Genomic DNA, 26,119 nt, shown 5'->3' on the forward strand with positions numbered 1-26,119 from the left:
ATGATAAATCTTACAGGCTCAGTGTGCCATGCGCCAGACCTTCAGTGCATCGACGGTTTCAGCTACATCATGCACACGGATAATTTCCGCACCTTGCGCTACCGCAGCAAGCGCACCGGCAACACTGCCGGCCAGGCGCTGCTCGACGGGACGTCCCGTGACGGCGCCGATCATCGACTTACGCGACAAGCCGGCCAGCACGGGCAGCTCCAACTCGCTGCGCAACTGGCGCGTGGCGCGCAGCAAGGCATAGTTCTGTTCCACCGTCTTGCCAAAACCAAAGCCGGGATCGACGCACAGGCGTTCGCGGGCGATGCCGGCCGCCGTCATCGTGTCGATGCGTTCGCGCAGGAAGTCGATGACTTCGCGCACCACGTCCTCATACTGCGGCTGGGCTTGCATGGTTTCCGGCACGTTCTGCATGTGCATGATACACAGCGCGCAATCGCTGTCCCGCACGGCGTCGATGGCGCCTGGCGCGCGGAAACCGTTGATATCGTTGATCATGTCTGCGCCCGCCAGGATGGCTTCGCGCATCACTTCGGGTTTATAGGTGTCGACGGACAGCGGCTTGCCGCAATCGCGCAAGGCGTACAGCACCGGCATGACGCGCTGCAACTCGTCCTGCAGCGGCAGCGGCGGCGCGCCGGGACGGCTCGATTCGCCGCCGATGTCGATGATGTCGACGCCGTCAACCATCATCTGCTCGGCCCGCGAAAGGGCAAATTCCAGGTGTTGATACTGGCCCGCATCGGAAAACGAGTCGGGCGTGATGTTCAGGATGCCCATCACCAGCGCCTGCGTGCCGGACAGGTTGAAGCCGAAACGGCCGAATTGCAAATAGTGTCGCATGTGAATCTTTGTAGTCATCAGGAAAATCTGGCACGCCAACGAAAAAGGGCAAGGATTGCTCCTTACCCTTTTGATTACGCGCCGCCGGTCAGGGCGGCCGTTATCAGGCTGGCGCCGTCACGTTAGGCGAAATGCCGCCCGTGCCGCTATCACCGCCCGCATTGCGGCGTGGCGGAATGACTTTCGGTGGACGCGGCTCCAGGCCGGCCATGATGTCATTGATTTGCTCTGCATCAATGGTTTCCCATTCCAGCAAGGCTTTGGTCATCATTTCAACCTTGTCGCGGTTGCCTTCCAGCAAAGTGCGCGCCAAAGCATATTGCTTGTCGAGAATGTTGCGGATTTCAGCATCGACCTTTTGCTGGGTCGCTTCCGAGATCGTCTTGGTGGCGCCACCGAAGAAACCTTCGTTTTCGCTGTCTTCGTAGACCATCACGCCCATGCTGTCGGACATGCCGAAGCGGGTCACCATGGAACGGGCCAGCTTGGTGGCACGCGAGAAGTCGTTCGACGCGCCGGTGGACATTTGGCCCACGAAAATCTCTTCAGCGATACGGCCACCGAACAGGATGGAAATTTCTTCCAGCATCTTGTCCTTGTAGGCGGACAGATTGTCGTGTTCCGGCAGCTGCCACGTCAGGCCCAGAGCCCAGCCACGCGGCATGATCGTCACTTTATGCACGGGATCGGCCTTCGGCAGCAACTTGGCGACGACGGCGTGACCGGACTCATGGTAAGCCGTATTGCGGCGCTCTTCCTCGCGGATGATCATCGATTTACGCTCAGGACCCATGTAGATCTTGTCTTTCGCATCTTCGAAGTCGGCCATTTCCACCAGGCGCTTGCTGCGGCGTGCGGCAAACAGGGCCGCCTCGTTGACCAGGTTGGCCAGGTCCGCGCCCGAGAAACCAGGGGTGCCGCGGGCCAGGATATCGGCTTTCACGTCGGTACCGATAGGCACTTTGCGCATATGCACGTTCAAGATCTGCTCGCGGCCGCGGATATCGGGCAAGCCGACGGACACCTGGCGGTCGAAACGGCCCGGACGCAGCAAGGCTTTGTCGAGCACATCGGCGCGGTTGGTGGCGGCCACGACGATCACGCCGGAGTTCGCTTCAAAACCGTCCATCTCGACCAGCAACTGGTTCAAGGTCTGTTCGCGCTCGTCATTGCCGCCGCCCATGCCGGCACCGCGGTGACGGCCGACAGCGTCGATCTCATCGATGAAGATGATGCATGGCGAATGCTTTTTCGCGTTTTCAAACATGTCGCGCACGCGGCTGGCACCCACGCCGACGAACATTTCCACGAAATCGGAACCGGAAATCGAGAAGAACGGCACCTTGGCCTCACCGGCAATGGCGCGCGCCAGCAGGGTTTTACCCGTGCCCGGAGGACCGACCATCAGCACGCCGCGGGGAATGCGGCCGCCCAGTTTCTGGAACTTGCTCGGATCCTTGAGGAAGTCGACTACTTCGTTGACTTCTTCTTTCGCTTCGTCGCAACCGGCGACATCGGCGAAGGTGACGGTGTTGCTGGCTTCATCCATCATGCGTGCCTTCGACTTGCCGAACGAGAATGCCCCGCCCTTGCCGCCGCCTTGCATCTGACGCATGAAGAAGACCCAGACGCCGATCAACAGCAGCATGGGGAACCAGGAAACAAAAATAGTTTGCAGGAAGGACGCTTCCTCAGGCGGACGCACATCGAAATGCACGCCATTGTCGCGCAAGTCGCCGATCAGGCCCTTGTCGAGGCTGGTGGCGGTGGTACGCACCTTGGTGTCGTCCATCAGCTTGGCGGTGATCGACGAACCTTCGATCACGACATCCTTGACGCGCTTGGCTTTGACTTCATCCAGCAAATCGGAATAAGCGATGGCCTTGCTGCCGCCTGTGGCGCCATGACTGTCGAATTGCTTGAACAGCATGAACAACAGCAGCAATACGACTACCCAGATGGCAGATTTGGAAAACATGTTATTCACGAAGACTCCTTGGATGCAGTGCGCATCTCTTTACCTATAGCTAGAAACACGATTTTACTCGCAATAAGCGGGCCGTGCCAAAGCCCGCCGATCCGTGCGCGCGAAAAAATCGCGTTCACGTAAAAAAAATGCAGTATAAACAATTTAGGCTTTTATGCCATCAGACGCTACTGCACTTCTCGTTCCCATGTGCGGATTCCCGCTTAAATATCAAGGGCGGAATCATCTTCTTCCACGGCATTTTTCAGCGGATTCTTGATTCCACGACCCATCAGGAAGATTTCCGACGATTTATCGCGGCTGGCCTTGGGCTTTTTCTGCACCACGACCTTGAATTCAGCGCGGAACTTCTCCACGATCTGGCTGAAACCCATGTCTTTAAAGCATTTCACCAGCAGCACGCCAGACGGCTTCAGGTGCAATTGCGAAAATTCGATGGCCAGGTCGATCAAATGTTCCATGCGCGCGGCATCCGCCGTGGCGATGCCCGACAGGTTGGGCGCCATGTCCGACAGGACCAGGTCAACCTTGCGACCCTGCAACACCACTTCCAGCTGGCGCAGCACGCGCGCTTCGCGGAAGTCGCCCTGGATGAAGTGGAAATCGGCGATGGGCTCCATTTCCAGCATGTCCAGGCCAATCAGGGTACCATTGACCCCGCCGCCGTCCTTGCCGGCCAGCTTGCGCCGCGTGTACTGGGCCCAGCTGCCGGGAGTGCAACCAAGGTCGACAATCACCTGGCCAGGTTTGATCAGTTTTTCGTCTTCATCGATTTCTTTGAGCTTGTATGCTGCCCGGGCGCGGTAGCCCTCTTTTTGCGCCAACTTCACATAAGGATCATTTATGTGGTCGTGCAACCAGTTTTTGTTTAATTTCTTCTTTGCCATTCGCGTAGAATACTGCTTTTAAGGGAATTACTAAATATTATTATGCTAAAACTTACACCCGTAGAGCGCAGCGCACTGCGCGCCGAAGCACACGCGCTGAAGCCTATCGTCATTATTGGCGAAGCGGGCTTGACACCTGCTGTCCTCAAAGAGATCGACCTTGGCCTGGATTCGCACGGTCTGATTAAAGTCCGCGTGTTCGGCGACGACCGCGAAGCCCGCGTCGGAATGTACGATACGATTTGCGGCAATCTCGGCGCCGCCCCGGTACAACATATTGGCAAACTGCTGGTAATCTACCGTCCGAAAAAAGAAGTGGTTAAGGAGAAGGTCAGCGCCGGCAAAGGCATGCGCGAAGTGACCATCGTCAAGGCCAGCGCCAGCGGCACCAAGCGCCCGAGCGTGACGAAAGTCATGATCAAGGGCAATGAGCGCGTTACCGAAGGCGGTTCCATCAAGCGTGCCAAGCCACGTCAGAAAAGCGCAAAGAAAAGCGCACTGGGCAGCAAGTAAGCCTGTTCACCCGGCAACCGCAAGGCGGCCGGGCTTGAAACAAGAAGCGGAGCACGGGATATCCCCTGCTCCGCTTTTTTCATGCGATTACTTTACTGACATCAAACTACTGTTGTTTCCAGATCAATACGCCCGCCAGCAGGCTCTGCACGGCAAAGATCAGGGTCGACACGCCATGCAGCATGCCAAAGCGGCTGCGCATGGCATCATCCATGATGCCCGAAGGCGCCTGCGCCTTGAGCTCGGCCATCAGCGGCGAAATGCCGAAATGGCTGAGCAGCGCACACACCAGCATCGACAGCACCAGCGCGCCCAGCAGGCGGCGGCGCTTGAGTTCCAGCGCGCCGGGCGCCCATTGCAGCAAGGCCAGCAGAATCAGCGCACAGGCGATCGACAGCCAGGCCTCGGCGCGGAACATGCTGCCGGCGATATTGCCCGCCAGCACGCGGTCGCTCAGAGTGCCGAACAGGGTGGGCGCCACGATGAAGCCGATGGTCCACAGGCTGCCGGCCCACAGGGTGGCAACGAGAAGGCGCACGCGGGCCAGCATCAGATGTACAGTACTTCCAGGATTTCGTATTCGCGCGGGCCGGACGGCGCCTGCACTTCCACCACGTCGCCGGCGTACTTGCCGATCAGCGCGCGGGCGATCGGCGACGTCACGGAAACCTTGTTCTTTTTCAAGTCGGCTTCATCGAGGCCGACGATCTGGTACGTGACTTTCTGGCCCGATTCCAGGTCTTCCAGGTTCACGGTCGAGGCAAACACCACGCGGCCTTCCGCGTCGAGCGCGGTCGGGTCGATGATTTGCGCTGCACCCAGCTTGCCTTCGAGCTCGGCAATGCGGCCTTCGACGAAGGCCTGGCGTTCCTTGGCGGCATCGTACTCGGCGTTTTCCGACAAATCTCCGTGCGAACGCGCTTCGGCGATCGCATCAATGACGATGCGGCGTTCCTTGGTCTTCAAATGATGCAGCTCTTCCTTCAGGAGTTCTGCGCCGTATTTGGTCAATGGGACTGAGGTCATGTTATCTCTACTATCTGCTAGTTATCGGCGCCGTTGTCCGCGTTTTGCCACGGTTAACGGACTTACCAAGTGAAAACCACAGAGGCCGCGCGCTGCTCTGCACGGAACTCTGTGGTTGATAAGCATGCAGTGTACCGCCTAACGGCGGCCACTGCAAACGCACTTAGTTCAAGGTCTTGTGCAGACCTTGCAAATCGTACACACGCAGCTCATCCAGGTGGCGGATGCCTTCGACGGCCGCTTCCGCGCCGGCGATGGTGGTGTAGGTCGTCACGCGCGACGCCAGGGCCGAAGTGCGGATGGCCCGCGAATCGACGATGGCACTGCGCTTTTCTTCCACGGTGTTGATCACCAGCACGATTTCATGGTTCTTGATCATGTCGACCACGTGCGGACGGCCTTCGATCACCTTGTTCACTGGCGTGACGGCGATGCCGGCAGCAGCGATCACGGCGGCGGTGCCCTTGGTAGCGACCACGGTGAAACCGGACTCGACCAGGTCACGCGCCACTTGCACGGCGCGCGGCTTGTCCGACGCTTTCACGCTGATGAAGACCTTGCCCGATTTTGGCAGGTTCACGCCGGCGCCCAGTTGCGATTTCACAAACGCTTCGCCGAAGGTCAGACCCACGCCCATGACTTCGCCCGTCGATTTCATTTCAGGGCCGAGGATGGTGTCCACGCCAGGGAACTTGACGAACGGGAACACGGCTTCCTTGACGCTGAAGTAAGGCGGCACGACTTCCTGCGTGATGCCTTGCGACGCCAGCGACTGGCCAACCATGCAGCGTGCGGCAATCTTCGCCAGTTGCAGACCGGTGGCTTTCGAGACGAATGGCACGGTGCGCGACGCGCGTGGATTGACTTCCAGCACGAAGACGACATCTTTCATTTCGCCGTCGATCTCTTGCTTCTGGATCGCGAACTGCACGTTCATCAGGCCGACCACATTCAAACCCTTGGCCATCAGCGCCGTCTGGCGTTTCAGTTCATCAATGGTTTCTTGCGACAGCGAGTATGGTGGCAGCGAGCAAGCCGAGTCGCCCGAGTGGACGCCAGCCTGTTCGATGTGTTCCATCACGCCGCCGATGAACGTCGTTTCGCCGTCGGAGATGCAATCGACGTCGCACTCGATGGCGTCGTTCAGGAAGCGGTCCAGCAGCACTGGCGAATCGTGCGAGACCTTGACGGCTTCGCGCATGTAGCGCTCGAGGTCGCGTTGCTCGTGGACGATTTCCATGGCGCGGCCGCCCAGCACGTACGATGGACGCACGACCAGCGGGTAGCCGATTTCCTGCGCCAGCGCCAGGGCGTCGGCTTCCGTGCGCGCGGTGCGGTTAGGCGGCTGGCGCAGTTCCAGCTTGTGCAGCATTTGCTGGAAACGCTCGCGGTCTTCGGCCGCATCGATCATGTCGGGCGAGGTGCCGATGATCGGCACGCCATTCGCTTCCAGGTCCAGCGCCAGTTTCAATGGCGTCTGGCCGCCGTACTGCACGATCACGCCCACCGGTTTTTCGATGGCGACGATTTCCAGCACGTCTTCCAGGGTCAGCGACTCGAAATACAGGCGGTCCGAGGTATCGTAGTCGGTCGAAACCGTTTCTGGGTTGCAATTGACCATGATGGTTTCGTAGCCGTCTTCGCGCATCGCGAGGGCAGCGTGGACGCAGCAATAGTCAAACTCGATACCCTGGCCGATACGGTTCGGGCCACCGCCCAGCACCATGATCTTTTTCTTGTCGGTCGGATTCGATTCGCACTCTTCGTCGTACGTGGAATACATGTACGCCGTATCGGTCGAAAATTCCGCTGCGCAGGTGTCGACGCGCTTGTAGACGGGACGGATGTTCAGCGCATGGCGCTGCTGGCGCACGGCCGTGTCGGTCGTCTGCAGCAAAAAGCCCAGGCGGCGGTCCGAGAAGCCCTTCTGTTTCAACTTGTACAGGGTGTTCTTGTCCAGGTTATCCAGCTTCTGCGTGTCCAGCCACAGTTCCAGGTCGACGATTTCCTTGATCTGGATCAGGAACCATGGGTCGATCTTGGTCAGGTTGTGCACTTCTTCCAGGGTGAAGCCCTGGGCAAACGCGTCGCCCACGTACCAGATGCGCTCAGGACCAGGCTCGCCCAGTTCTTCTTCGATCTTTTCGCGGTCCTTGGTCTTTTCGTTCATGCCGTCCACGCCCACTTCCAGGCCGCGCAAGGCTTTCTGGAACGATTCCTGGAAGGTACGGCCGATGGCCATCACTTCGCCGACGGATTTCATCTGCGTCGTCAGGTGGTGGTCGGCGGTCGGGAACTTCTCGAACGTGAAACGGGGGATCTTCGTGACGACGTAATCGATCGACGGCTCGAACGAGGCCGGCGTGGCGCCGCCCGTGATTTCATTGCGCAGTTCGTCCAGGGTGAAACCGACGGCCAGCTTGGCGGCGATCTTGGCGATCGGGAAGCCCGTCGCTTTCGAGGCCAGGGCCGACGAACGCGACACGCGCGGGTTCATCTCGATGACGATCATGCGGCCATCGACGGGGTTGATCGAGAATTGCACGTTCGAGCCACCGGTGTCGACGCCGATCTCGCGCAGCACTGCCAGCGAGGCATTGCGCATGATCTGGTATTCCTTGTCCGTCAGGGTTTGCGCTGGCGCCACCGTGATGGAGTCGCCCGTGTGCACGCCCATCGGATCGAGGTTTTCGATCGAGCAGATGATAATGCAGTTGTCCGCCTTGTCGCGCACCACTTCCATCTCGTACTCTTTCCAGCCCAGCAACGATTCTTCGATCAGCAACTCTTTCGTCGGCGACGCTTCCAGGCCGCGCTTGCAGATGGTTTCGAATTCTTCTTCGTTGTAGGCGATGCCGCCGCCGGAACCGCCCATGGTGAACGATGGACGGATGATGGTCGGGAAGCCCAAGGTGCGCTGCACGGCCCACGATTCTTCCATCGAGTGCGCCACGCCGGAACGGGCCGAACCGAGGCCGATCTTGGTCATCGCGTCCTTGAACTTGGAACGGTCTTCGGCCTTGTCGATGGCTTCCGGCGATGCGCCGATCAGTTCGACGTTGTATTTTGCCAGCACGCCATTGTTGAACAGGTCCAGCGCGCAGTTCAGCGCCGTCTGGCCGCCCATCGTCGGCAGGATCGCGTCAGGACGCTCCTTGGCGATGATGCGTTCAACGACCGACCAGGTGATCGGTTCGATATAGGTCACGTCGGCCATTTCCGGGTCCGTCATGATGGTCGCCGGATTGCTGTTGACCAGGATGACTTTGTAGCCCTCTTCGCGCAGGGCCTTGCACGCTTGCGCGCCGGAATAATCGAATTCGCAGGCCTGGCCGATCACGATCGGGCCAGCGCCAATAATCAGAATACTTTTGATATCTAAACGTTTAGGCATTTTTCTTTTTCTCCTCCGCAGCCATCAAGTTGATGAAGCGGTCAAACAGGTAAGCAACATCCATCGGGCCCGGCGACGCTTCAGGGTGGCCCTGGAAGCAGAAGGCCGGCTTGTCCGTGCGGGCAAAGCCCTGCAGGGAACCGTCGAACAGCGATTCATGGGTCACGCGGCAGTTCGCGGGCAGAGTTGCCGCGTCGACTGCGAAACCGTGGTTTTGCGAGGTAATCAAGACTTGCTTGGTTTCCAGGTCTTGCACCGGGTGGTTGGCGCCGTGGTGGCCGAACTTCATCTTCAAGGTTTTCGCGCCGGAAGCCAAAGCCATGATCTGGTGACCGAGGCAGATGCCGAAGGTCGGGATGCCCTTCTCGATCAATTCCTTGGTCGCCGCGATGGCGTAGTCGCACGGCTCCGGGTCGCCGGGGCCGTTCGACAGGAAGATGCCGTCCGGGTTCAACGCCAGGGCGTCGGCGGCGGAAGCTTGCGCCGGCAGCACGGTGACTTTGCAGCCGCGTGCCGTCAGCATGCGCAGGATATTGCGCTTGACGCCGTAGTCGAAGGCGACCACGTGGTACTTCGCGTCCGCGTCGGCCAGCTGGCCGTAGCCTTGGCCCAAGGTCCATTCCGTTTCGCGGTATTCGTAGGCGTCCTTGCTTGAGACTACTTTAGCCAGGTCCATGCCGGCCAGGCCGGGGAAGGAGCGGGCCAGTTCCAGCGCTTGCGCGGCGGATGGCTCGTTGCCTTGCGTGCCGACGAGGATGGCGCCGCCCTGCGCACCTTTTTCACGCAGGATGCGCGTGAGCTTGCGTGTATCGATGCCGGCGATGGCGACGATATTTTCAGCTTTGAGGTAGTCGGACAGGGAGAGGGTGGAACGGAAATTGGATGCCAGCAATGGCAGATCGCGGATGATGAGGCCAGCGGCGTGAACCTTGGAAGATTCGACGTCTTCCGGATTGACGCCCGTATTGCCGATATGCGGATAGGTCAGGGTGACCATCTGGCGGCAATAGCTTGGGTCGGTAAGGATTTCCTGATACCCGGTCATCGAGGTGTTGAAAACAACCTCGCCCGTGGCATGACCGGCGGCACCGATCGAAAAACCTTTAAAGATCGTTCCATCAGCAAGCGCTAATATGGCTGGAACGGCAGGGCCAGAAAAAAATGGCGGCAAGGGCAACTCCTGATAAAGTTACCGTAGCTGCGCCACGTCAGACCGACCGCCTAGTTACCCGAGCCAGATGCACTCAGGGTGTTTCAACGGTCATTTTGAATGAGGGGATGGGTAGTCGCTACGGTATATGTGTGATTGGCTAAACCTTTGAATTATAACCAAAAGGAAGCTTTTCCACAAGGAAGAAAATACAGAAGCCCCGGCATTTTTTTGCGCAGCAGCATAAATCCTGCGCCCCATGAAAAAGCCGCCCGGCTTGCGCGGGGCGGCTGGTTCTGCAACTGCGGCTACTACTTAGGCCGTCAGAGCGGCAATGCCCGCTTTCGCGATTTGTGCATCTTCCGCAGACTTGACGCCCGAGACGCCGACGGCGCCCACATAGTGACCATCAAACACGACGGGCACGCCGCCTTCGAGCAAGCCGTCGATTTCCGGTGCGCTCAGGAACGACACGCGGCCGCCATTGATCATCTCTTCATAGATGCGCGATTCGCGGCGGCCCAGCGCGGCCGTCTTGGCTTTCGATGGGGCGATATGCGACGAGATCGGCGCCACGCCATCCATGCGCTGCAGCCACAGCAGGTGGCCGCCGTCGTCGACGATGGCGATCGTGACCGCCCAGTTATTCTTGACCGCTTCCGCTTCGGCGGCGGCAGCGATCTTCTTTACGTCGTCCAGGGTCAAAATCGGTTTCGATTGCATGGTGCATCCTTGTTATGTTGAAACAAAATTGTATACGAAATGCGCCGCGGCGCTATCCATCACTGCTCGCGTTTGGCTTTCAGTTTTTGCTTGAGCTGCGCCATCACGGCAAAGGTCGCCTGCTCGCCCGCCAGGATGGCCTGGTTGCGGCTGTTGAAATCGTTGCCCTTCATGGTGCCCAGGCTGGGCTGGATCACCACGTCCGCATCTTTCAATTCAAACTGGTTGATGCGCTGGCCCATGATGGCGAACGTCTGCATCAGCACTTCCATCGAGCTGATGGCTTTCTGGGTATCCGTTTGCGACGAAATATTCACGGCGATGATGAAATCGGCGCCCATGTCGCGCGCAAAGCGCACGGGCACGGGAGCGACGAGGCCGCCATCGACATAAGTGTGCCCCGCGATCGTCACGGGCTGGAACACGCCGGGCACGGCCGACGAGGCGCGCACGGCCATGCCGGTGTTACCGCGCTGGAACAGGATCGGCTGGCCATTTTTCAAATCGGTCGCCACCACGCCAAACGGTATCTTGAGTTTTTCCAGCGGCACGCCGCCGACAGCCTTGTTGACATAGCTTTGCAGCGCTTCGCCTTTCAGCACGCCGGACGACTTGCCGAACAGGGGCAAGGCCCAGTCGGAAATGGCCGCCTCGTCCATGTCGAACGCCATCTTTTGCAGGGCGAAGCCGGAGTTGCCCGCCGCATACATGGCGCCCACCACGCTGCCGGCGCTGGTGCCCGTGACGATGTCAGCCTGGATGCCCTGCGATTCGAGCGCCTTGATCACGCCGATATGCGCGAAACCGCGCGCCGCGCCGCCGCCCAGCGCCAGGCCGATCTTGATCTTGCGCGGCGTGACGACGGTGGGTTCCGGCGGCGTCAATACTTGTATCGGTTTCGGGGCGGTGGTATCGCAGCCGGCCAGCGCAAAGGCGGCCAGGGCAAGCAGGGTCAGGCGTTTAGGGAACATGGTGGAGAGGGAGAACCGCGCGCGGCAGTGGCAATAAAGGAGAGCCGATTGTAGCGCAAGCGGAGCCCCCCGCACTGAAGGCCATCTTAAATGTTTAAAAATGACAATATTTCGAACCGTGCGCGCCACGCCGGCTGCTAGACTGGCGCCTGGCTTCCCACCTCCCCCACTTCCATTGAGCGGCTTATGAAAACAGACCTGTTCCACCTCATCGCGCACCCATGCTTGCTCGTTGCAGCCCTGCTGGGTGCGGCCTGCGCCAACGCCGCCCCCGTCGCGGCGACGGAGCGCCAGGATAGCATCGCGGCAAGAATGGAGGGCTTTACTTGTACGGGGAACATACAAATTCCCAATGATACGGAGAAACACACGATTGAGCTCAGCTTCGACGCCCCCGACCAGCACGGGGCGCAAGGCACCCACCTGGTTGACGGGCGCGGCAAAGCGGGCAACTTTTACGGCTGCCGGCAAAGCGGCGACAGCCTGTCTTGCACATACGACGCAGGGCCGGCCAGCGGCCCGCTGACCATGCGTTTTAGCAGCAACTTGACGCAGGTAAAGGGCGAGTTCAATTCCCCTTTTGAAAATAGCGCCACCATGCAATTTTCCGCACGCTGCCAAAAATCGGAGCAATAGCAGCGTCCGGTCTATTGCCCCCCTGCCCCTGGGATAGCTTGTTCGCATACCGAAGCGCCCCACCTCTTCTCACTCGCCGAATCGCTCAACATGTCCGACGAATATCAATTTTCCGACAGCCGCGCCCTGAACGCCCCATTTACGCAACAGTTATCGAGGCAGCCGCCCGATGGCGCCCTCGCCTGGCTGAGCGCCATCCTCGCCACGCAGGCACCCATGCTGCGCTCGTCGAACGCCATCTTGCTGGCCTACACGGGCAATCCGGCCGCCCTGACCTGGATCGACGCCAATATCGGCTCGCCCGTGGCGGGACAATGGGGCGTGGCGGCGGCCCTGCTGGACACACCCTGGCCGCAAATCGTTGACTGGCTGCAACGGGGCGGCGCACACCGGCTGATGGCGCTCGATACCCTGCTGGCCTACCGCAAGCCAGCCGTCAACATGTCGCCGCTGGAACAGATCGCCGCCCCCGTGCTGCCGCAGGCGCCCGCGCGCGCCGAACTCGACGCCGCGCTGGCCGCCTGCCTGGCGGCATCTTCCACGCCGCGCATCCAGGCTGCCATCAGCTCGATCAACAAGCACGTGGACGAGATCCTGCGCGGCGGCCCGCGCGGCGTGGCCGTGGCCGACTTGCCGCGCCTGTACCTCGACCCGGCACCATTCAAGGATGCGCCCGCCATCCTGGAGCAGCACGAGGCGGTGGTGGGCGGCATGCGGCAAAACCTGCAGAACCTGCTCAAAGGCATATTATGAATCGACCGGCCCTGGTGACGATCGACTTGAGCGAGATCAATACGCCGCGCCAGCTGCACGCGGCGCTGGCGGCCACGCTGGGTTTCCCGTCCTTCTACGGCATGAACTGGGATGCGTTCTGGGATACCATCACGGGCCTGGTGGACATTCCGCAACAGCTGGAGCTGCGCGGCTGGCCAGCCTTCGCCACGCGACTGCCCACCGATGCGGCCATGCTGCAGCGCATCCTCGCGCGCATGGCGCAGGACATGCCGGCGCAGGCGGCGGAAGTGCGCTATGCCTAAACTTTTACCATCTATTACTTCGAATAACCCTGCTCATTGAACTGTCCCGCATCCAGCGTGGCCCAGGCATGCCGGATGCCCCACCACATCAGATAGGCATTGCCGCCGCCGCGCGCGCGGAACCACGGTTTCACGGGGTCGATGGGCCGCACCTTGGCCGGCGGCAGTATCAATACACCAGTCGTCTGGCCGGCGTCGCTGGTGTCCGCCACCAGCACGTTCTGGCCAAAGTGATTCGCCTGCGCGATGCCCAGCGCCACGTTCGTCAGGGCCGTGGCGGCGCCCATTTCGCCCAGCAAGGCCGGTGTATTAAAGCTTTGCTGGAGGAAATCGAAGGCCGGCAATTCCATCGTCAAGGTTTGCGCCAGGTGGGCGATGCGGTCGGGCGACGCTGGCCGAGTGTTGTTCGCGTCGTGGATTACATAACCAATATCTACCTCGCTCTTGCGTCCATTTCCTGCCGCCTGCACCAGCGTCGCCTGCCACGCCTGCACGGTGGGCGGCGGCAAGCCCTTTTCCGCCGCAAAAGCGCTGACCTGCCGCGTGGCCGGATAGCCTATCCACGCCAGCGCATCGCGCTCCGTCTTGTAATGGGGACCGGCCAGCACCAGCAAGACCATGTTTTCATTGATCTGCTCATCTTTCGGAAAACTCGGCGCATCCCAGCTCATCACCCACACCGTTTCCTTCGGATGCGCCTGCAGATAATCGAGGGCGGCGGCCAGGGAAATGAATCCGGCATTCCCGCCACCGGCCGTCACGCGCACGTCGGGCGGGGTGGATTTGGTCCAGGAGTTGGGGAAATTCGGGTTGCCGATTGAAAAAGTACTTGTAATTTGCTTGCGCAAGTCTTCCCCGGCGAGAAGGGGATCAAACCGCTCTGCAGGCAAAGCGTACTCAACATGGATACCGGCCAGTTCATTCCAGCCTTTTTTGTGTTTGAAGTCGTGGGCGTTATAAAAATAGGTGGGATTGGAGAAATATACACCGTGAAAATTGCCTATCATTTCAAACAAATATTTTCCATGGAAATTAAAAAAAGTACCCTTTCCATCATTTGACGACGCTATGCCCGAAACAGATCTGACCTCAGAAAAAATGGCAGGATATTGTTCTACCATATCGTCTTTTTTATTTGGACGCACTTTCCCAAGAGTCCATAGCAGTTGCCATTCAGTTGGATAATCCTGCCGTTGAAGGGGATTGAGCCACTGCACTCCCACCACTTGCGCCATGAAGGGCTGAGCAATTACTTTTTCATTCTTACGGTCATCTTTGCTCGCCGGATGCGTCACGCATGCCGATAAAGCCAGGCCCGCCAGCAGTACCGCCAAGTTGCGAAAGGAAAAGAGAAGGTTCATTTTTCACCCTGGTCAGTTCATCGAAAACGCCATCTGGCGCGCCATTCCCATCGTCTACTTCGAATATCCCTGCTCATTGAACTGTCCCGCGTCCAGCGTGGCCCAGGCATGCTGTATGCCCCACCACATCAGATAGGCATTGCCGCCGCCGCGCGCGCGGAACCACGGTTTCACGGGGTCGATGGGCCGCACCTTGGCCGGCGCCAAGATCAACACGCCGCTCGTCTGGCCAGCATCGCCGGTGCCCGCCACCAGCACGTTCTGACCAAAGTGATTCGCCTGCGCGATGCCCAGCGCCACGTTCGTCAGGGCCGTGGCGGCGCCCATTTCGCCCAGCAAGGCCGGCGTATTGAAGGTCTGCCGGTGAAAATCGAAGGCCGGCAATTCCATCGTCAAGGTTTGCGCCAGGTGAGCGATGCGATCCGATGACGCCGGATGCGTATTGTGCGCGTCGTGGATCACATAGCCAATCTGCGTGTCCAGCTTGCGCCCATTGCTGGCCGCCTGCGCCAGGGTCGCCTGCCACGCCTGCACGGTGGGCGGCGGCAAGCCCTTCTCCGCCGTAAAAGCGCTGACCTGCTGCGTGGCCGGATAGCCTATCCACGCCAGCGCATCGCGCTCCGTTTTGTAATGGGGACCGGCCAGCACCAGCAAGACCATGTTTTCATTGATCTGCTCATCTTTCGGAAAACTGGGCGCATCCCAGCTCATCACCCACACCGTTTCCTTCGGATGCGCCTGCAGATAATCGAGGGCGGCCGCCAGGGAAATGAATCCGGCATTCCCGCCACCCGCCGTCACGCGCACATCGGGCGGGGTGGATTTGGTCCAGGAGTTGGGGAAACTTGGATTGCCGATTGAAAACGTATCGATGATTTCCTCGCGCAGGGCGGCGCCAGCCAGGAGAGGATCAAAGCGCGTTGCAGGCAAGGCATATTCAACATGAATACCCGCCAGTTCGTTCCAGCCTTTTTTGCGTTTGAAGTCGTGGGCGTTATAAAAATAGGTCGGATTGGAAAAATACACGCCATGAAACTTGGCAATCATCTGCCGCAAATATTTTCCGTGAAAGTTAAAAAAAGTACCCTTTCCACCATTTGACGATGCTATGCCCGAAACAGATCTGACCTCAGAAAAAATGGCAGGATATTGCTCTACCATATCGTCTTTTTTATTTGGACGCACTTTCCCAAGAGTCCATAGCAGTTGCCATTCAGTTGGATAATCCTGGCGTTGAAGGGGATTGAGCCACTGCACTCCCACCACTTGCGCTATAAATGGCGCTTCTACATCAAGTACGTTGCGTTTATCTTCATCGGCAATGGAAGTTGGGTGCAGCGCGCAAGACGATAGACCTATCGTCGCAAGAACTGCAGTAATAGAAGTAAATATATAATTCTTAGGCACGATGAGCTTCTCCATTTTTAAAAACCACCATTTTCACGTGAGTTTTTTATTTTTTCTGGCATTGCACCTTCTGCGGACTCACCTACCCATTCCAGGGCAGTCCTCTTTTTCAACCTTCCTTTTATAAAGTACTCATCAAACTTCTTTATCTCCTCATCACCTTCAATTTCATAAAGAAACCGCCAATCCGCCATCGTCCGCAACTCCCGCAAATCCGTTTCCAGCAAATGACAACAGCCCACGGCCACGTCATACGCCAGCGCCTTTCTGGAGTGTTCGCTGTTGGTCAGGATGGTGGAGTGATCGGTGGCATACGTGCCGACGTTGCCAGCGAGTCCCGCCTGGATTTTCCGCTGGCGCCATGCCGTGTATTGCGCGCTTGCCGTCTCGGGATGGTCTTCTTCCGTGACTTGTTTGCCTTTCTCGACCTTGCCTTCGCGCTTGGCCATCATGCGCAGGGAAGCGTGGTATTCGTATTGCAGGGCCGCTTCGCTCGCCTCGTTGCCGCGCGCCGCATCGGTGCGCTGTTGTTCGCCATGCAGGCCACCGCGCGGTATCTCCAGCTCGCGCTCGCCATGGAACGGGTCGCCCGCCGGATGGGCGGCATCCTTGTTGCGATTCCAGCCATGCGGATGCAGGCCCATGTCAAAGCTGGGGCAGATCTCGCCAAATAACTTCGCCTGCGGAAAGAAGGTCTCCGGCAGGTCGGGCGCTTCCAGCGGGATTTTCCAGTACTTGTCGGGCGAGGCATTGATACGCTTGCGCATCAATGCGGTGGCCATGATGGCGATGGGCGCAAACGCCACGGTGAGTATCCGGAACAGCCAGTTCTCTTGCGCTTCCACCCCCTTTTCCACGCTATAGGTGGAAATCATGGAAGGCGGATTCCAGAAATGGTCGCTGCCAAAATCGATGGCAGGACGATGGTCGCCCCAGTAGTCGTACGCGCCTTTTACGCCGACGGGAAAACCCTCGGCAAACACGCGCTGGGTCAATATTCCCTCCCCGCCCGCTCTGGCGATTTCACCCGGATCGAGCTTGCCCTGGCGGTCTTTCTTCGGCAGGCCATTCTTGTCCAGCACAGGGCCGGCCAGGCCGCGCCAGCCGATGCCTTGCACCGTCAATGATGAAATCACCTGGTCGTGCGGATTGCAATACAGGGTCACGCGTCCCACGGTCGCGCCCCGCACGCCATAACTGTCAATATCGTGCTGCGCCTTGAACGGGTGGTGCGCACTGCTCATGGCCTGGTCGATTTTCCCGGCTGGCCATTGTGCGGCGCGCCGCTCGCCGATGAGGGCAAAGAAGGCCGCCAGCGTGTCAAAGCGCGCCGCGGCCGTCTGGCGGCCAGTGCTGCCGTCGGCCGCCGTCAGATTCGACGACGTCCAGTTCTCCGCCATGTTGTCTTCCACCACGCTGTACGGCGAATTGCACAGGACATAATTGTCGGCAATGCAAGGCCACATCCTACCTTGAGAGTCCGCCACCTTGGGCAGGCGTTCACCCAGAAAGGCCGCCGCCATGCTGACCATATTGCCCTGGCTATGGCATACGATGGTGATCGGCACATCGGCCTGCTTTTTCCGGATGGCCTCGATCAGCCGCGCCAGGCGGTAGGCGGCCAGCACGAAATACGGCCTTGGCGGGCAGGCGTACACCTGCCTGTCATTGGTCGGATTCATGTGCTGGATCTGCATCCACAGAAACAGCTGGTCCGACAAGCCTTCACCCCACAAGTCCGGCAGGGAACTGCAGCCATTGGCGAACGGTCCGCCACCCCAGTAATTCTGCTCGTTCAGGAAAATGCCGTCGCCATACGTCTGCAACTCGATATCATTGGCTGCGTAACCCCAGCGAAAGCGGATCACGGGCGAATAGCCATCGCCCTCCATGAAGCTTCTCGGTTTCATCAGGGGATTGATGAAGCCGTCGCGCGTCAGCTGCTGCAAATAGCGGGCCGGCGTCATGGCGATGCCCTCCTGGGCGCCGCGCCCGGCATCGTGTACGCGCCGGTGCAGGCGTGCATTCAATCCCGCGCACAGACCGGTTTCAGCCTCGTCATACCACTCGCCATCGGAGTTGACGCCATGCACGAAGATCATGATGCCCGGCAAAGGCAGGCGCGTGGTAATCGGCAGCGTGTCATGGTCGAAGCGCAGCAGGCCGTCTTTTTCGCCTATCTGCAGGTATTTGCTTTCATCGAAGGGCAAGGAACCCGCCTTGGGCTTGTGTACACTCATGCTTGACTCCCATTCATGACGCAGAACGTGCAATATCGATGCTCAGTCGCGCGGCCTGAAAATACGCACCTTGAGTTTTTCCAGACTGTCGCCCACGATGGCCGCGCCCTTGCCTTCGCTGTCGGCATCGACCACTTGCTGCGCGCCATCCTCGCGCTCGACGACGATCTTGACGCCACTGACGGGACTGCCATCGAGGCCGGAAAGCACCTGTGGCATGCGGCCAAGGTCGCCCTCGTCAAAGCTCGGCAATTCAGCCTTGCTGCTGGCCGGACCATTCCAGTGATGGCCGTCGGTCTTGATGGTCAGCGCACCCGGACCACCGAGTTCCACGCTGCCGCCCGCCAGTTTCAGATAGGCGCCGCCGGCCGTCATGAACGTGATTTCATCCTGCGCCATGCCGATCAGGCGGGTATTGGCCGTCAATTTCAGGGCCTTGGCGGCGTTCAGCTGCATCTCGTCAAACTGGCTCTGCATGAGAAATTTGCCATGGTGCGCGATCTGGGCGATACCGCCCTTGTGGGCAAACACGGATACGCCATCGCCGGCCTGTACGCTGCAGCGCTGGCCCGCGATCACGTGCACATGCTGCTGCGCCACCGTGTCGACATTCACGCCGGCGTAGCTGACGATGGTCTTCGGGCTGCTCAGCGCCAGCCCCGCGGGCGCCGTCAAGCTGGCCGTGGGCGCCACGGCAGCAGCCACCGCCTCTTTCAAAGCAGCGGCGGGCGCCACGTCGACCGGCAGCGCCTGGTGCGCGCCAGCGTATTCGCTCAACGATTTGAACAGGTTCAAACACTCCTGCATCAGGGCCACATGCTCCTCGGCCGATAACTGGCCGCCTGTGGCGTCGAGCCGCCGCCAGGCCGACAGCAGCAGTGCCTTGCCGCTGCGCACGGCGCCGCCATGATCGCTGCGCAACTCGAAACCATCGCCGCGCTGCCGGCCCGCGCCGCCTGCGCGCGGCTCGACGAGGAAGCCCAGGTTAAGCTCGGTGGCGGCGTGATCGCTGGCCAGCTGGGCACTGATCTGTCCGGGCGTATCGTCGAAACGCAGCTGATTGCCGCCCTGGCCGCGCACTTCGCGGCTGCGCATGCCCGCCAGGTAGCGGTTGCCCGGCAGCGCGCCGCGCTTGCTGAGCGCCGGTGGCGGCGCCACGGCGTTGAACAATTGTCCCAGCACAATGGGCCGGTCGGGGTCGCCCGCCAAAAACCCGATCAGCACTTCCGACCCGACTCTCGGCAAGGCCAAGGTGCCGCACTGGTGCGCGCTGCCCTGTCCATCGCCAGCCCAGTTGCTGACGACGCGCAGCCAGGCCGTGTCGCGCTCCGTGTCCGAGGCGCCGGAACCTTGCGCATGCGCATGGTCGGCGGCGCGGGTGGCGGGAAAGCGCACCTTGATGCGCCCTTGCTCGTCGCAATGCACTTCTTCGCCGCTGGGCCCGACGACGATGGCGCTTTGCAGTTGCGGCTGGGGCACGTCGCGCTGCGGATCGAATGCGGGAACCAGGACCACGCTGGCGCGCACGCAACTGAAGCGCATGCGATAACGCGGCGTTTGCGGCCCGAATGTTTCTTGCCCCGGCCAAGCGCTGGCGGCGAACAGGCGCGCGATGCGCGCATCCAGGGCTTGCGGCAGATTGTTGCTGGCATGCACTTCCAATGCCGTGACCAGGAAACGCCGGCCATCCGGCCGATGCTGGTCGATCTCGGGATGACCTTCCAGGCTGAACTGCTGGCCCGCGCACATCGAACGCACCACGCCCTCGCCATGAAAACACTTGGTTTCCACATCGTGGCGCGCCATCGCCAGCAAACCCAGCTGTCGAAAATCCTCAGCATCATTGCCCAGGTGCGGCGTCGCCACAGAATAATCGTCGAGGCTGGCGGCAAAACTATTGCCGCTGGCCCCCTGATCCGCCATCCCGCCAGCGTCCACCTGCATGAACTGGCGGTTGCGCGGCGCCGCATAATCCCAGCTGTGGTAGCCGGCACTGCCGGCTTGCAAGGTGCGCACGGCGCCCCAGGCCGTGATGGTATCGCTCTCTTCGGTGGCGTCGGCGCGGTGGTAGCGGATCACGGGCGCCACATTCTCCGGCAGGCGGCCGCCATCATCGAACAGCAACAGGACGTGCGACGGCATGGCGTCGGACGCCCCGCTTTGCGCGGCGCCAGGCTGGATGACCCAGGAAATGCCGCGCCGCCGCAGCAGGCGCCGGATGAATGCGGCATCGGATTCATTGTGCTGCATGGTCAATTCACGGGCCGGAAAAGGACGGCCGGCCAGGGCCTGATCGATTTTGCAAGCAAACGTGGCGCCGATGATGGTGTTGCCTAGCCGCCATTCGGCAATCAGCAATTCGACGATCTCCAGCTCCGTCTTGCCACGAAAAACCCGCGTGTTGCGGCGTTTCTCCATCAACGTCAGCGTATCGTGCAGCACCAGCTGGTAGGTGGCGAGGCCGCCATCGCTCAGCCCGGCGGAAGCCTGCGCGACGATGCCGCACACGCTGCGCAATTGCCCCATATCGGTGACAATCTGCAACTCCGCCGGGACGCCGATGAACTGCTTGAGCGGCAAATGCGCATCGAGCGAGACGCAACGTATGGTGTACTCGAGGCTGGCGCAAATGGCTTCGCGGCCGTCTACCTGCTGCGGCAACAGGACATCGTCGTTGACGCCGTCCGCATACGCCAGCCGCAGGCGCAACGGACGGTTACTGGCGTTCAACTCCTTCGCCGCCAGCATGAACTGCATGAAGTCATCCGCGCTATCCATTCACTCTCCCTGAATGCCGATACACATCGTCCCAAGCTCATCAGTATTCATACATTTACCAGCGGCCAGTTGCGGCGCATCAAGCGGCACCGGGAAACCGGATTTCATAGCGCATGGCGTCGCAGTCGCTGCCTGCCGCTCCCGCCAGCAAACGTGCTGCCTGCCCCAGGCGGGCTGCGCCCTGCTCCATCCTGGCCGTCAGGCTGCTGCCGTGCACATCGGCAGCGCGCAGGATCAGGCGGATCTCGTATTGCACGCAAGGCAGGCCAAACAAGCTGAACATGCTTTTCAACGCCATGGCGCCTGAGTTTCCAGGCAGAAAATCGTCGAACCGTGCCCGCGTCAAAGGGCCCAGGTACAGGCGCACGCGCAAATCCCGGCGCCGGCAGCGCGCACCGAGCATGGCACCCTGCCCCAGGCTCACATTGCTAAGGTTGAGCAGGGAATACTCATCGCTTGGACGCAAGTGCCAGGCGCTGATGAAGGACTCGATGCGCAAGGACACGCCGAAATAGTCGCCCAGCACCCCGGCCATCAATTCGGCGCTGACTGGCCGCTGCCGCAGTGCCGCTGCATAGTAAGCGAGCGCTTCCGGCGGCAATGCGCCGGTGCCAGCCAAGTGCGACGGCCAGCCGCCAGCCAGCGCCAGTTGCAGTGACAAAAATCCGGGGCAGCCGCTTGCGTCGACCTGGCACTCGATCCGGCTGCCGGCCCAGGCCTGATACAGCAGCACGGGAGCGCGTTGCGACAGGGCGTCGAGAAACGCGCGCGCGCCGGCATTGCCCGTCGCCCGCTCCTGGCGCACCAGCCGCTCCGTATAGTGCAGGGGCAAGGTGCCGTTCACACCCAGCAAACCCATGAAACTGGGCCGCAGGTGCAGGCGGCCATGCTCGCTGTCATGCCACACCGCCTCGATCTCGCAGGCGGGAAACACCAGGGCAACGCTATGATGGAAACGCACGCCATCGTGCAATGCTGAATCTGCGCGCGCCCCCTGCCGGCATAGCCAGCGTTCGAGCAAGCGCACCGTCTGGAAGAAGCCGAAACGGTACGGCGCCTGGGACAACAGCGCGACTACGCCAGCGTCTGCTGGCCATTGCGGGGCAGGCATCGCAGCAACTCCTTCCCACTTTTGTGCGACATCAGAAGCAAGCGGCAATAGCTGTTCACATGCACATACATGCCCAGCACATGGTCGATCACTTGCGCAAAGACATGCAGGCCGCTGCCGACATACGCTTCTTCCTCCACGGTCAGCAAGACGTCGATGCCAAATACCAGCACACCGCCACTGGCGTCGGGCATCCAGGTACTGCTGGCGCGGTGCGTCATGGCCTTGATACCTTGAATTTGCCGTTGCGACATCAAGGAAGCGGGCAAATCATGCAGCGCCAGCATTTCCTGAAACAAGGCCACACCATCGTCCAGCAAAGATTGATGATTCAAGGACAGCAATGCCAGCAAGCGGGCCTGCGCGGCCAAGTCGGCCTTGAAGCGATACGCCGGACTCGGCTGACGCAACAGGCGCACCGGTAACGCGCCAGCCGCCCCCTCGTGCCGCAAGTCGCCACCGGGCGCGCCGAATGGCAATGCGCTCGGCAAATCGCGATTGCTGCAGGTCAGGTCGACCGATACCGTCGCCATGCCGGCATGCGTATCGTCCTCGTCGCTGTCGACAAACGCCAGGCTGCTTTCGTAACCGGGATGGCTGAGCGCCCGCGCCTCATCGCGCCGCAACACCCAGTAGCGGCGCTTCGCTCCGCCAGGCTGCCCGTGGTGCATGGCATAAAACGGCTGGCATTGCGTGACCGTACTGGCATGCTCGCCCTGCCGCACCAGGCGCACGGCGTCGACACTATGGATGTCATACGCTTGCGCATATTTATGTTCGGCGAGCAGCGGATACTCGCTGTGCGTTTGCGTCAGCCTGATCGGCGCTGCCGCCTGCTGGAAAAGATTCATCACCGGCGTGCAGGCAAGCAGCAAATTTGTTGCCGATACAGAGCGCAGCAGACGTGCGGCAGCGCTGCTGGCAGCGATGTCCCGCAGGCCCAGGTGCAAGCTCCAGCGCTCGCATCCAGGCGGCAACAGTGGTGTGATCTGGCCGAGGTCGATATCAAAAAACTGGAACTTTTCAGGGAAGGCAAAGTATTCGGTCAGCAAACAATATGCACGATGCGTGCCTGGCTTGCGCGGCAACAGCGCTTCCTCCGGCAAAAAACCGACGGCGCGCAGCGGCACTTGCGCCAGCGGCAACCGCACGCCGCCGGCCTCGATCCAGGCATGCGCCGCATGCAGAAACAGGGCATCGCGCAAGGTGGAGGTGAGCGATGGCGTGCCGTCGATGAAAACGCGCAAGGCAGGCAAGGTCAATTGCTCCAGCGTGCCGGTGGCTGACGTGGACACGATATCGATGGCGAGCGCGGTCGATATGCCGGGGGGCAGATGTATCGCCGCCGTCGCATCAATCATGGGAAGGAAACGCGCGCCAGCAAGGCTGAGTGGCGCCAGCACCACGTCATAGGCGGTGCGAAACTTGCAGACAACGCCCTGATACTGCGGTGCATGCATCAAGGTTCCACGCGGCAGGGTATCGATGCCGTCGCGCGCCTGGCCCGGTGCGCCACCGGCGTCCACATGGGCAATCGAACACGCTGGAAACGGCCGCAGGTAGTGCGGAAAATTTACTTCCAGCATGGACTCGGTGAAAACACGGCGTGCATCATCGATTTTCTTGGCCGTGCGGGCATTGCACAGCGCATACGCTTCAATCAGGCGTTCAATGTGCGGATCCTGGCAGTTGCTGCCCACGATACCCAGTGCGGCAGCGACACCAGGATAGCGAGCGGCAAATTCCTGCTGATGCGTACGCAACATGCCCAGTTCGAGTTCATAGTATTTCAGCAAAGATTCCATGCCGGCGACTCCCAAGCAGGACGGGCGACACACGTCGCCAGACGGAAACTGCATTATTCAACAATGATAGAAAAGTAAGTTGCGCGGGAACAATAAGTCGACCTGCGGCGTGGCAGCAGCGGCGTTCCCTGCTGAAATATGCTTGACAGTCCGGCCCGACTTCCCTTACATTGAGTGCATGTCCTCCTTCAAACATTCCTCCCCTTCCCTGCTGTCGCTATCGCGACTACTACTAGCACGCGCATAAGTTTGCCGCATTGCTTCGCCTGGCCACACGCCGGCGTGTTTCAAAAACCCTGGAAGGTTTGATGATGTTTGCACCATCCCCCGCTACACCCGTATTTTCTGACGCGACCGCCGCTGGCGCCGTTGCCGTCCTTTGCCTGCTAAAACTACCGATCGCTTGCCTGGCCTAGTGTTGCGTGGCCGCCCGGCAAGCTTGCGCCACAACCATTGATTTCCCCCTATCTTCAGGAGTACCCGATCATGATGTTGCAAAACCCAGCTTCCAAATACCGCGCCTTTCCTCCCGTCAAATTGACCGACCGTCAATGGCCGAACCAGATCATCAGCAAACCGCCGATCTGGATGAGCACCGACTTGCGCGATGGCAACCAGTCGCTGATCGAGCCGATGAGCGCGGAAAAGAAGCTGCGGTTCTTCGAGATGCTGATCGCCATCGGCCTGAAGGAAATCGAAGTGGGTTTCCCATCGGCATCGCAGACGGATTTCGATTTCGTCCGCAAACTCGTCGATGAAGGCCGCATCCCGGACGACGTCACCATCATCGTGCTGACCCAGTCGCGCGAAGAGCTGATCCGCCGCACGGTGGAATCGGTCGTCGGCGCCAAGCGCGCCATCGTCCACCTGTACAACTCCGTGGCGCCCGTGTTCCGCAAGGTCGTGTTCGGCATGTCGCGCGAGGAAATCACGAACATCGCCACCACCGGCACCACCCTCGTCAAACAGCTGGTGGCCCAGCATCCGCAAACGGAATGGGGCTTCGAATACACGCCGGAATCGTTTTCCACCACGGAACTCGATTTCTCCAAGCATATCTGCGACGCCGTCAGCGCCATCTGGAAGCCGACTCCCGCCAACAAGATGATCATCAACCTGCCATCGACCGTGGAATGCAGCACGCCCAACGTGTATGCGGACCAGATCGAATGGATGTCGCGCAAACTGGCGCGCCGCGATTCCATCATCATCAGCGTGCACCCGCATAACGACCGCGGCACGGCCGTCGCGTCGGCCGAGCTGGCCGTGATGGCGGGTGCCGACCGCGTGGAAGGCTGTTTGTTCGGCAATGGCGAGCGCACCGGCAACGTCGACCTGGTCACGCTGGCGATGAATCTGTACACGCAAGGCGTGCATCCGGGCCTGGATTTCTCCGACATCGATACCGTGCGCAAGTGCGTGGAAGAGTGCAACCAGTTGCCCGTCCACCCGCGCCATCCGTATGCGGGCGACCTGGTCTTCACGGCCTTCTCCGGTTCGCACCAGGATGCGATCAAGAAAGGTTTCGCCAAGCAAGAAGCTGGCGCCATCTGGGAAGTGCCGTACCTGCCGATCGATCCGGCCGACCTGGGCCGCAGCTACGACGCCGTGATCCGCGTCAACAGCCAGTCCGGCAAGGGCGGCATGGCGTACTTGCTGGAACAGGAATACGGCCTGGTCTTGCCGCGCCGTCTGCAGATCGAATTCTCGCGCGCCGTGCAAGCCGTGGCCGACGCCACGGGCCGCGAAATCGCCGCGCAGGATATCCATGAAATCTTCCAGAAGGAATACCTGGAGCAGACGGCGCCATACGCCTACGCCTCGCACCGCATGGTGGAAGACACGAGCAGCGATGAATCCGTGCAGATCGACATCAGCCTGTCGCACCGCCAGACGCCACTGGCCCTGCAAGGCGGCGGCAACGGCCCCATCGACGCCTTCGTCAATGCGCTCGGTCTCGACATCAAGCTGATGGATTACCATGAACACTCGATCGGCTCCGGCGCCAACGCGCAAGCGGCTTGCTACGTGGAATTGCGCCTCGACAACGGCCCAACCCTGTTCGGCGCCGCCATCGACAGCAATATCGTCACCGCCTCGTTCAAGGCAGTGCTGTCGGCCGTGAACCGCCGCATCGGGCAGACGGACGCCGAAAAAACAACAGCGGCCGACGTGGCTGCCAGCGCCGCCTGAGTCTTTTCAGCGCGCTCCATAGAGAGAAAAAGCGGTACGGCTTGATCG

20 protein-coding genes are annotated in these 26,119 nt (G+C 60.4%); 5 read left to right on the forward strand and 15 right to left on the reverse strand.

All coding sequences use genetic code 11. The features are described 5' to 3' along the window. Positions 1 to 18: 18 nt before the first annotated feature. The 3 genes from folP to CSQ93_RS20230 form a co-directional block, all read right to left on the reverse strand. Positions 19 to 852 (reverse strand): dihydropteroate synthase, encoded by an 834-nt coding sequence (gene folP / locus CSQ93_RS20220; RefSeq protein ID WP_099379574.1) that lies wholly within the window; start codon positions 850 to 852, stop codon positions 19 to 21. Between the two features lie 103 nt (positions 853 to 955). Then, complete coding sequence (gene ftsH, locus CSQ93_RS20225; protein WP_099379575.1) at positions 956 to 2,839, reverse strand: ATP-dependent zinc metalloprotease FtsH; 1,884 nt, start codon at positions 2,837 to 2,839, stop codon at positions 956 to 958. 203 nt (positions 2,840 to 3,042) lie between these two features. Continuing rightward, positions 3,043 to 3,726 carry an RlmE family RNA methyltransferase gene (locus tag CSQ93_RS20230; protein WP_034757436.1) on the reverse strand — a complete coding sequence of 228 codons (684 nt, stop codon included), beginning with the start codon at positions 3,724 to 3,726 and terminating at the stop codon, positions 3,043 to 3,045. Between the two features lie 42 nt (positions 3,727 to 3,768). Here CSQ93_RS20230 and CSQ93_RS20235 point away from each other — a divergent pair, with 42 nt between their 5' ends. Further along, positions 3,769 to 4,239, forward strand: coding sequence for a YhbY family RNA-binding protein (locus tag CSQ93_RS20235; RefSeq protein ID WP_010397237.1), 471 nt, complete (start codon positions 3,769 to 3,771; stop codon positions 4,237 to 4,239). Positions 4,240 to 4,345: 106 nt separating this feature from the next. Here CSQ93_RS20235 and CSQ93_RS20240 read toward each other — a convergent pair whose 3' ends face one another. The 6 genes from CSQ93_RS20240 to CSQ93_RS20265 form a co-directional block, all read right to left on the reverse strand. Continuing rightward, on the reverse strand, positions 4,346 to 4,789 hold the full coding sequence (locus CSQ93_RS20240) for a DUF4149 domain-containing protein (RefSeq protein ID WP_199534464.1): 444 nt from the start codon (positions 4,787 to 4,789) through the stop codon (positions 4,346 to 4,348). Then, on the reverse strand, positions 4,789 to 5,265 hold the full coding sequence (gene greA, locus CSQ93_RS20245; protein ID WP_010397233.1) for a transcription elongation factor GreA: 477 nt from the start codon (positions 5,263 to 5,265) through the stop codon (positions 4,789 to 4,791). Before greA ends, CSQ93_RS20240 begins: the two co-directional genes overlap by 1 nt. A 163-nt stretch (positions 5,266 to 5,428) precedes the next feature. Further along, positions 5,429 to 8,659 (reverse strand): carbamoyl-phosphate synthase large subunit, encoded by a 3,231-nt coding sequence (carB, locus tag CSQ93_RS20250; protein ID WP_099379577.1) that lies wholly within the window; start codon positions 8,657 to 8,659, stop codon positions 5,429 to 5,431. After that, positions 8,652 to 9,830, reverse strand: a complete 1,179-nt coding sequence (gene carA, locus CSQ93_RS20255) for a glutamine-hydrolyzing carbamoyl-phosphate synthase small subunit (protein WP_099379578.1) — start codon at positions 9,828 to 9,830, stop codon at positions 8,652 to 8,654. Before carA ends, carB begins: the two co-directional genes overlap by 8 nt. A 294-nt stretch (positions 9,831 to 10,124) precedes the next feature. Beyond that, positions 10,125 to 10,532, reverse strand: coding sequence for a GlcG/HbpS family heme-binding protein (locus CSQ93_RS20260; protein ID WP_099379579.1), 408 nt, complete (start codon positions 10,530 to 10,532; stop codon positions 10,125 to 10,127). 59 nt (positions 10,533 to 10,591) lie between these two features. After that, complete coding sequence (locus CSQ93_RS20265; protein WP_099379580.1) at positions 10,592 to 11,503, reverse strand: patatin-like phospholipase family protein; 912 nt, start codon at positions 11,501 to 11,503, stop codon at positions 10,592 to 10,594. Between the two features lie 186 nt (positions 11,504 to 11,689). Between CSQ93_RS20265 and CSQ93_RS20270 the strand changes: the two genes are divergently transcribed. The 3 genes from CSQ93_RS20270 (at position 11,690) to CSQ93_RS20280 (ending at position 13,176) form a co-directional block, all read left to right on the forward strand. Continuing rightward, positions 11,690 to 12,139, forward strand: coding sequence for a hypothetical protein (locus tag CSQ93_RS20270; RefSeq protein ID WP_099379581.1), 450 nt, complete (start codon positions 11,690 to 11,692; stop codon positions 12,137 to 12,139). Positions 12,140 to 12,229: 90 nt separating this feature from the next. Beyond that, positions 12,230 to 12,892 carry a hypothetical protein gene (locus CSQ93_RS20275; protein WP_099379582.1) on the forward strand — a complete coding sequence of 221 codons (663 nt, stop codon included), beginning with the start codon at positions 12,230 to 12,232 and terminating at the stop codon, positions 12,890 to 12,892. Beyond that, entirely contained in the window at positions 12,889 to 13,176 is a 288-nt protein-coding gene (locus tag CSQ93_RS20280) for a barstar family protein (RefSeq protein ID WP_099379583.1), read from the forward strand. The genes CSQ93_RS20275 and CSQ93_RS20280 overlap by 4 nt, the downstream gene beginning before the upstream one ends. A 14-nt stretch (positions 13,177 to 13,190) precedes the next feature. Here the strand turns inward: CSQ93_RS20280 and CSQ93_RS20285 are convergent, their stop codons facing one another. From CSQ93_RS20285 to tssF, 6 genes are all read right to left on the reverse strand, one after another. Continuing rightward, complete coding sequence (locus CSQ93_RS20285) at positions 13,191 to 14,537, reverse strand: virulence factor (protein WP_233516273.1); 1,347 nt, start codon at positions 14,535 to 14,537, stop codon at positions 13,191 to 13,193. Between the two features lie 54 nt (positions 14,538 to 14,591). Continuing rightward, on the reverse strand, positions 14,592 to 15,959 hold the full coding sequence (locus CSQ93_RS20290) for a virulence factor (RefSeq protein ID WP_233516274.1): 1,368 nt from the start codon (positions 15,957 to 15,959) through the stop codon (positions 14,592 to 14,594). A 2-nt stretch (positions 15,960 to 15,961) separates the two neighbouring features. Further along, positions 15,962 to 18,184, reverse strand: coding sequence for a T6SS effector phospholipase Tle3 domain-containing protein (locus CSQ93_RS20295; RefSeq protein WP_099379584.1), 2,223 nt, complete (start codon positions 18,182 to 18,184; stop codon positions 15,962 to 15,964). A 42-nt stretch (positions 18,185 to 18,226) separates the two neighbouring features. Further along, positions 18,227 to 20,962 carry a type VI secretion system Vgr family protein gene (locus CSQ93_RS20300; RefSeq protein ID WP_099379585.1) on the reverse strand — a complete coding sequence of 912 codons (2,736 nt, stop codon included), beginning with the start codon at positions 20,960 to 20,962 and terminating at the stop codon, positions 18,227 to 18,229. A gap of 79 nt (positions 20,963 to 21,041) precedes the next feature. Continuing rightward, positions 21,042 to 22,073, reverse strand: a complete 1,032-nt coding sequence (gene tssG / locus CSQ93_RS20305; RefSeq protein WP_099379586.1) for a type VI secretion system baseplate subunit TssG — start codon at positions 22,071 to 22,073, stop codon at positions 21,042 to 21,044. After that, positions 22,037 to 23,878, reverse strand: a complete 1,842-nt coding sequence (tssF, locus tag CSQ93_RS20310) for a type VI secretion system baseplate subunit TssF (RefSeq protein WP_158301304.1) — start codon at positions 23,876 to 23,878, stop codon at positions 22,037 to 22,039. The genes tssG and tssF overlap by 37 nt, the downstream gene beginning before the upstream one ends. 486 nt (positions 23,879 to 24,364) lie before the next feature. On the opposite strand from tssF, the gene leuA reads away from it, so the two are divergent. After that, positions 24,365 to 26,071, forward strand: coding sequence for a 2-isopropylmalate synthase (gene leuA, locus CSQ93_RS20315; RefSeq protein ID WP_099379588.1), 1,707 nt, complete (start codon positions 24,365 to 24,367; stop codon positions 26,069 to 26,071). Positions 26,072 to 26,119 lie beyond the last annotated feature (48 nt).

Origin of the sequence: Janthinobacterium sp. BJB426 (assembly GCF_002735705.1) — a bacterium.
Classification (GTDB): Bacteria; Pseudomonadota; Gammaproteobacteria; order Burkholderiales; family Burkholderiaceae_D; genus Janthinobacterium.